This is a genomic window from Acinetobacter sp. YH12134 (assembly GCF_013418555.1).
Classification (GTDB): Bacteria; Pseudomonadota; Gammaproteobacteria; order Pseudomonadales; family Moraxellaceae; genus Acinetobacter; species Acinetobacter indicus.
On the sequence record NZ_VPBT01000042.1, the window covers coordinates 1 to 6,264 of the forward strand.

Consider the following 6,264-nt stretch of genomic DNA (forward strand, 5'->3'; position numbering starts at 1 on the left):
TCCGTTGATACAGCGAAAGGCACAGCTCAAGGCTTAGTTAATGCATTGCCAGCCTCTGAAGCAGTACAACAAACAGAGCTTCAAGGTCGTTTAGATGACTTGAACACCACAGTTCCTGCGGTGAACGATACCGACAGCGATGGCGTGATTGACAGTAACGTTGCAGCAGCAGAAGCGGCAGTCGTTGCGGCTGAAGAAGCAGAGCAAGATCTTATCGATGCGATTGCAGGCAAAGGCGGCATCATCAATCCTGCTGACAAAGCAGAATTGGATGCACTTAAAGCAGCCGTTGATACAGCGAAAGGCACAGCTCAAGGCTTAGTTAATGCATTGCCAGCCTCTGAAGCAGTACAACAAACAGAGCTTCAAGGTCGTTTAGATGACTTGAACACCACAGTTCCTGCGGTGAACGATACAGATGGCAACAATGAAATCGACCCTGTGACTTTAGCGACGATTAACGAAGACCAATCGTTTATCGTGAGTAAAGCAGATTTGTTGGCTAAAGCTTTGAATCCGAATGCTACGATTACCAATTTAAGTTCGGCTGACGGTACATTTACGGACAACGGCAATGGCACATGGACATTTACACCAAAAGCGAACTATGCAGGTAATGCACAGTTCACTTATAAGATTGATGGTGTAAATGCTTCTGCAAACTTTACAATTACTGCCGTTGCCGATGCAGTCAACATTACCCTAAAACAAGATATTTGGGATAACAGTGCTTCAGGCGGTGCAACAGGAACAGTGCCATTACAAACCCCACCACCATCGACTGGACTGATCTTCAAAAAATATACCAATATTTTAGAGTCTGCATACGTTGGGAGTGGTAGTACTGCTGTCAATTTAAGAGCGGCGTTTAAAGCCAATATTTTGGAAGGCAAAATGGAGGCTACAACACCGACAGAGCAAGGGCGTGAACTGACTGTAAGTGGTGACATTACCCAAAGGAATGGCGTATCTTTCACTGGACTCATCTACTTAGAAGCAGGTAAACAATACAGCTTCAAAGGTTACTCAGATGACGGTATGCATATTGAACTGGGTGGTCAAGTACTGGTCACTACAACTGGTGATGCTTATGGAAACTATGGTCCAACTGCGAATAATGCAAATGGTATCCCGAATGTGGGTGTCTTTACTCCAGCACAATCGGGTTATTACACCTTAGAAGCCTATTTCACCAATATGAATGATGCGGGCAGCTACTCAATTGATATTTTGGAGCGTCAAAATGGTGCAACGACATGGCCTACGACAGGTAAGCCATTAACTTCAGCCAACTACTCGATTTATGGCAGCGCTGAAGAATTGATGAGTTTGGGTGCTAATGTCGGTACATTTGTGCCAAATACGACAGATAAAAATGACGGTGGTTATTTCTCTGCCGAAGCGGTGGATAACGGACTGAAAGATACCTTAATTAAACTGGCAGGTATTCAGATTGATCTGATTGATACTGATGGTTCGGAAACAATGACTGCCTTGGTAATGGGTGACATTCCAGTCGGTGCAATCTTAACCGATGGCACACACACCTTTACGGCAAGTCATGGCAATACTTCGGTCAGTATTCAAGATTGGGCATTGAACAAACTCAGTATTCAGCCGCCTTTGGGTTATACAGGTACTTTTAATCTTAAAGTTTCTGCCACTACGTTCGAAGGTAGTAATAGTGTTACAACAGTGACAGACAAAACTATGCCTGTCACGGTCGTTGATTTTAACTTGGGTACAAATGGTTTAGATCTGAACTTAAAAACGAGTGATGATTTATTCCTAAAAGGTACAGCAGGCAATGATACTTTAAACTCTGTGACACTCTCGGCTGTGATTCAAGGTTCGGATATTCAAAATGCCTCAGACCATTTCCAATTGACATTCCTAGATGGGAAAGATGGGCTGTATATCACTCAAATCGAGATTGATATGGCTGGTGCAGCAGGCAATCGATACTTTGACTTTACTGATGGTGGTTTGAACGGGACAGGTAAACATCCTAAAGATCATATCGGGGCATTGACTACAGGCATTAATACCAATGCAATTACGTGGGCAGGTGATGGTACGAAGAAAATGACCATTACCTTTGCCGCCAATGACTTTGGCGTGGGAGATAAACTGTATTTTGGTACTGATGTGGATGCGGGTCTTCCCGCAAGTATCAGTGCTAACGAGTTGGTGGGTACCACAATCACTTATACCCTGAGTGATGGTACTACGCATACTGCTACTTTTGCAGGTAGTAACAATGTGATTTCTGCAACAGCGGGAACCAAGCAAAACCACTATATTGATGGTCAAGCAGGTGATGACACGATTTATGGTACATCAGGCGATGACTACCTTGTTGGTGGTGAGGGCAACGACATACTTCATGGCGGTGCAGGTAACGATTATCTTCTTGGTGGTGCTGGCAACGACACGCTTAATGGCGGTGCAGGCAACGACACGCTCTATGGTGGTGCAGGCAATGACACCCTCAATGGCGGTGATGGTAATGACATCCTGAATGGTGGTGCAGGTAACGATATCCTGAATGGTGGTGCAGGTAATGACATTTTAACAGGTGGTTTGGGTGTAGATACCCTCATTTACAATGTCTTGACTGCTGGCGATGCCACCGCAGGTAATGGTAAAGACACATGGACGGATTTTGAAACACAAGACAAAATCCAGTTTGATCAGAATTTCTTTACTGGACTGCTTGCGTCTGATTTAAGTGATACTGCAAAGGTCGGGAAGTTTATTAGCGTCAGCAATGATGCGAATGGCAATGCCGTACTTAAAGTTGATCGTGATGGTGACTTAGCGACTTATGGCAAAACTGATTTGCTGGTAATTGAACATCAAGCAGGTTTAACCTTGCAACAACTACTTGATAATCATCAAATTATCATTGGTTAATTTATGGGGGTAGATTGAGTTACGGCTTGATCTGCCCAGCACTTAAAAAAGCAGTGTGCGATGCATGCTGCTTTTCTTTGTTTTTAAAGTAAGCGTCCGCTGAGCCCCACTTTTTCTAACTCATTAATACCGCGATAGTGTCCACTAAAATTTAAGTGGACACCTATTTATGGATTTAAAGACAGTTATAGACACTGCACCAACGCTAAAAAAGCCCCGTCGAACCTTCACGGCTGAATTTAAACATCAACTTATTCAGCAATCCCAGCAGCCAGATACATCGGTGGCTAAGGTCGCAATGCAACATCAGATCAATGCCAATCTGTTGCATAAATGGATTCGTCAGTCCAGATCAATGGTTCCATCATTAACAATCTCATCCATTCCACAGACCGACTTCCTTCCCGTCATTCTTCACCCGACGCCAGTCAAACAAGAAGCACCTCCGCCACCTGTGCCAGAGAAGAAAGCTACCGCTCATATCAGGATTCCATTACATGATGAACAAGGTTCAGTAAGGGATCAGATGATCGAAATCGAATGGCCGGTGGAGTCTGCAACTGAATTACTGCTTTTACTTCAGGGCTTGATCAAGTGATCCGTATCGATGCAATCTGGTTGTCTACCCAGCCGATGGACATGCGTGCGGGTATGGATACGGCTAGGGCGCAGATCATGAAAGCCTTTGGCTCGATCAAACCGCATTGCGCCTACCTGTTCTGTAATAAACGTGGCCATCGTATGAAAGTACTGGTGCATGATGGACTGGGCATCTGGCTGTGTGCCCGGCGGCTGGAACAGGGCAAATTTCACTGGGCTAAAGTTCACCAGGGTGAAAACGTAGCTCTCAGTCCAGAACAGTTACAGGCACTAATTCAGGGTTTGCCCTGGCAGCGCATTGGACGACAACAAGTGGTAACAATGCTCTAAACTAGGCTGTTCCATTCTGCTATTCTCCAAACGTTCTATTTCCTCTGCGTCATGACCTCAGGCATACTGCGGTCATGAAAATGCTGCCTGATTTAAGCCAACTGACCCATGAACAACTGCTGGAATTCACCAGACAGTTGGCAATGCAGCATCAACAACTCGCAGAAGATAAACAACAATTAGATGCTCAAGTTCAACATCTGGAAGTATCAAATCAACAATTAGATGCCAAAGTTCAACATCTTGAAGTCACCAATCAGCAATTAGATTCTAAAGTTCAGCATCTTTCTATTCTCAATCAAAAATACGAGCATGAACTGGCGCTGTTTAAAAAGCATAAATTCGGCAGTAAAAACGAACATCTCACCGCAAAACAAATCCATCTATGGGACGAAGCGGTCGAAGAAGATATCGCAGCCGTTGATCTGGAATTAGAACGATTAAATGCAGATAAAACCGATGCAGCGACACACAAAGCCACAGTCAACAAACCTAAACGTCGACTGCTGCCAGATCATCTACACACCATCCGTATTGAGCATGAACCTGCATCAACCCAATGCAGTTGTGGCTGCCAGTTACGTCGTATCGGCGAAGATATCAGTGAAAAACTGCATTTCAGACCGGCACAGTTCTATAAGGAACAGCATGTCCGTGGCAAATGGGTCTGTGATCAGTGCGACACTCTGACTCAGCAAGCGATGCCCGCCTATGTGATTGATAAAGGCATTGCTTCACCTGAATTGCTTAGCCATGTGCTGGTATCGAAGTATGCCGATCATTTGCCGCTGTACCGTCAGCGCCTGATCTATCAGCGGGCTGGCATTGATCTGTCCAGATCTACTTTATCTGACTGGATTGGTCGCTGCGGTGTAGAACTGGAGCCTCTGGCCAATGCCTTAAAAGAGGTGGTGCTGCAACAGCGGGTGATCCATGCCGATGAAACGCCGGTCACCATCATGCGGATGGGTGAGAATGAGAAGAAACCGAAGAAAGGTTATGTCTGGGCCTATGCCACCACACAGTACAATCCAGTTCAAGCCGTGATCTATGACTTTCAGGATAGCCGTTCAGGTCAGCATGCAGAAGAGTTCCTGAATGGCTGGCAGGGCCATCTGGTCTGTGATGATTACAGTGGTTATAAAGCACGCTTTAAATCAGGCGATGTCATTGAGGTGGGCTGCATGGCACATGCACGTCGTAAATTTCATGAACTGCATGTGACCGGGAAAAGTCAGATCGCTGAACAGGCATTACTGATGATTCAGAAACTGTATGCGATAGAAGCAGAACTCAGGAAAAAGACCGATAGTACAGCAGAACACCGCCGCGAATACCGACAACAGCACAGCCAACCGGTGATGCAACAACTGTATGAATGGCTCAACCAACATGATCTGACGGTGCCATCGAGTTCTCCAACCGCCAAGGCCATCAATTACAGTCTGAAGCGTTGGCCAGCCTTAAGCCGCTATCTGGATGATGGCAATCTACCCATTGACAATAACTGGGCAGAGAACTCAATGCGTCCCTGGGCATTGGGCCGTAAGAACTGGTTGTTTGCAGGTTCGCTGCGCAGTGGACAGCGAGCGGCAAATATCATGACTTTAATCCAGTCAGCAAAGCTGAATGGGTTGGATCCGTATGCCTATCTCAGTGATGTGCTGAAAAGGCTGCCGACGCATAAAGCGACCCAAATAGAAGAATTACTGCCACATCGCTGGAAATCCAACTCAAATTAAAAAATAGGCATGGGGTTCAGCGGACGCTTACAATTATTAGACAAAATTATGACTTTTAATTTTCTGTGTAATGAAGCTTTATATATTCTTAATATTTACCCTGAAGCCGAAGTCCTTCGACTACATTTAATACAGTAGCTAATCCCTGAGTAGTCTGAATCTGTTTTATCGGAATGCCTTTGGTTAGCTTATTTGGTGACTTCATAAAATGCTGCATCCATTTAGCCTCTCCACCTGTTAGAGCATCTAGTGATATCGCAATACGAATTAAAATAATTGCGAGTTCTCCCTGACTTGAATCGGGATCTAACTCAAGCGAATTTAAAGTTTCCACTGAATCTAAATTGATAACGATAGCAAGCTGGTCCAGTGGCAAACCAAGTTGTTTTGCAGATGATAAAACAGCTTTAGTTAATACCTTTTTTTGTTTTGCAGTTTTTTCTGACGTTTTATGCATGACTGATCTCAGTTTCAGACGTTGCTGATACCTAGAGTTTATACTATTTGATTATCGTTTCTCAGACATCCAATTTTTACTGAAGATATATTAGATCTCTTGCGAAAGTCGTTATTGCAAGTTCATCCGGTTTACCAGTGCAGCGATTAAGTTAATGCGTAAACCGAATCTTTTCCGTCTATTTCGATAGCGTTCACTTAGTATTCTAAATCTTTTCAA

Annotated in this window: 5 protein-coding genes and 1 pseudogene; 4 read left to right on the top strand and 2 right to left on the bottom strand. The window is 44.5% G+C overall.

Going from position 1 to position 6,264, the window contains the following annotated elements; all coding sequences use genetic code 11:
- From FTU69_RS14905 to FTU69_RS14430, 4 genes are all read left to right on the top strand, one after another.
- The coding region (locus tag FTU69_RS14905) for a cadherin-like domain-containing protein (RefSeq protein ID WP_180104093.1) at positions 1-2,916 on the top strand (2,916 nt) is incomplete at its 5' end.
- A 169-nt stretch (positions 2,917-3,085) separates the two neighbouring features.
- The gene (locus FTU69_RS14420; RefSeq protein ID WP_000364666.1) at positions 3,086-3,514 is read left to right on the top strand and encodes a transposase; all 429 of its coding nucleotides are present in this window, start codon (positions 3,086-3,088) and stop codon (positions 3,512-3,514) included.
- Positions 3,511-3,846, top strand: coding sequence for an IS66 family insertion sequence element accessory protein TnpB (tnpB, locus tag FTU69_RS14425; RefSeq protein ID WP_180104094.1), 336 nt, complete (start codon positions 3,511-3,513; stop codon positions 3,844-3,846). The genes FTU69_RS14420 and tnpB overlap by 4 nt, the downstream gene beginning before the upstream one ends.
- A gap of 74 nt (positions 3,847-3,920) precedes the next feature.
- Complete coding sequence (locus FTU69_RS14430; protein WP_180104095.1) at positions 3,921-5,588, top strand: IS66 family transposase; 1,668 nt, start codon at positions 3,921-3,923, stop codon at positions 5,586-5,588.
- A gap of 88 nt (positions 5,589-5,676) precedes the next feature.
- Here FTU69_RS14430 and FTU69_RS14435 read toward each other — a convergent pair whose 3' ends face one another.
- Both FTU69_RS14435 and FTU69_RS14440 read right to left on the bottom strand, forming a co-directional pair.
- Positions 5,677-6,045, bottom strand: coding sequence for an MbcA/ParS/Xre antitoxin family protein (locus FTU69_RS14435; RefSeq protein WP_180104096.1), 369 nt, complete (start codon positions 6,043-6,045; stop codon positions 5,677-5,679).
- A gap of 111 nt (positions 6,046-6,156) precedes the next feature.
- Positions 6,157-6,264, bottom strand: a pseudogene (locus FTU69_RS14440) (IS5/IS1182 family transposase); the annotation flags it as partial.

Excerpts from the sequence above, each read along its gene's own strand:
- FTU69_RS14435 (WP_180104096.1), bottom strand. The coding sequence starts at position 6,045 with ATGCATAAAACGTCAGAAAAAACTGCAAAACAAAAAAAGGTATTAACT.
- FTU69_RS14420 (WP_000364666.1), top strand. The coding sequence starts at position 3,086 with ATGGATTTAAAGACAGTTATAGACACTGCACCAACGCTAAAAAAGCCC.
- FTU69_RS14430 (WP_180104095.1), top strand. The coding sequence starts at position 3,921 with ATGAAAATGCTGCCTGATTTAAGCCAACTGACCCATGAACAACTGCTG.